Here is a 498-nt window from a genome sequence, read left to right on the forward strand (position 1 = left end):
AGGGCGTCAAGTCAGCGGTAGTAGACGCGAAACCAAGTGATCTACCCTTGGCCAGGATGAAGTCTGGGTAACACCAGATGGAGGTCCGCACCAATAAGCGTTGAAAAGCTTCTGGATGAGCTGAGGGTAGGGGTGAAAGGCTAATCAAACTTGGAGATAGCTCGTACTCCCCGAAATGCATTTAGGTGCAGCCTCGAGGATTACTGATGTGAGGTAGAGCGACTGATTGGATGCGAGGGCTTCACCGCCTATCAAGTCCTGACAAACTCCGAATGCGCATCAGTTCGACCCCGGGAGTGAGGGCATGGGTGCTAAGGTCCGTGCCCGAGAGGAGAACAATCCGGACCATCAGCTAAGGCCCCGAAATGACAGCTAAGTTAAACTAACGAAGTCAGATTGCTAAGACAGCTAGGATGTTGGCTTGGAAGCAGCCATTCATTTAAAGAGTGCGTAACAGCTCACTAGTCGAGGAATTTGGCGTGGATAATAATCGGGTAT

General features: G+C 51.0%; 1 rRNA gene. It reads left to right on the forward strand.

The features are described from left to right. Positions 1-498: ribosomal RNA gene (locus tag I6E24_RS16660) — 23S ribosomal RNA — on the forward strand; the annotation flags it as partial.

Source organism: Bacteroides caecigallinarum, from assembly GCF_021530995.1.
Lineage (GTDB): Bacteria > Bacteroidota > Bacteroidia > Bacteroidales > Bacteroidaceae > Phocaeicola > Phocaeicola faecigallinarum.